Raw genomic sequence first — 906 nt, 5'->3', positions numbered from 1 at the left:
AAAAAAAGGTTAGGACACGTGAAGAAGCTGTTGCCTGTATGTTGCAGGCGGCAGCTTTTTTAAGTTCCACTGCCCACGTTCCAGATTGTAATACGTCATATAACGCTTGACCTCTTGCTTCACTTGCTGGAGGGTTTGGCACGCTTTCAAATTGGTTTCATCTTTAAAATGGCCAAAGAAAGATTCCTGTGGCGCGTTGTCCCAGCAATTTCCTCTTCGCGACATGGATTGCCCGAGTTTCATCTTCTTCACGAGTTTTTGAAACTTTGGGTGGGTGTAGTGAAATCCTTGATCGGAATGAATCAACGCTTCCGGCGTGAGATGACGATGTTTCTTCAATTGCTTGAGCGTGTCCAGCGCGAGATCCAATCCCAGCGAATCCGAGACCTTGTAGGCGAGAATTTCGTTGGTTTGGGCATCTTTAATCGTCGACAAATACGCCCGTCGGCTTGCTCCATACCGTAAATAGGTGATGTCCGTCAGGAGGACTTGGCCAGCGACTCCAGGTTTAAACGCTCGTTGCAAGGTGTTAGGACACGTGCGGTGTTCCTGCGTCGCTTTGGCGATCCGGCGCATGGGATGAGCTCGCCGGATCGGGCATACGAGGTTGAATTTTTTCATGAGACGACGAATGCGTTTGAGGTTGTACGTGAGACCAAAATGAAGCTGCAGCGTCATTTGAATCTGGCGAGCGCCTTTCTTCCTTCTTTTATACCGGTAAGCGCGCAGCAGGATATTGTAGGCTTGTTCGTCTTGTTCTTGCTGTTTCTGCCTGCCTGAAATAGCCTGCTCGCTAAGGTACGCATAGTAACCGGAACGGGAGACCCCAGCGAGCCGGCACAGCCACCGTACCTTACGTTTGAACGGGGAACGATTCGTGATCTGCTGAATCCATTCAAACTTCTG

Annotated in this window: 1 protein-coding gene; it reads right to left on the bottom strand. The window is 49.9% G+C overall.

The genetic code is table 11. The features are described from left to right. Positions 1-9 precede the first annotated feature (9 nt). Positions 10-906, bottom strand: an 897-nt coding sequence (locus H065_RS0124720; RefSeq protein ID WP_017815784.1) for an IS3 family transposase, incomplete at its 5' end; no start/stop codon positions are given.

Origin of the sequence: Paenibacillus shenyangensis (assembly GCF_000346635.1) — a bacterium.
Lineage (GTDB): Bacteria > Bacillota > Bacilli > Paenibacillales > Paenibacillaceae > Saccharibacillus > Saccharibacillus dauci.
Note: the sequence above shows the minus strand (reverse complement) of the source record. Positions and strands in the feature narration are given on the sequence as shown.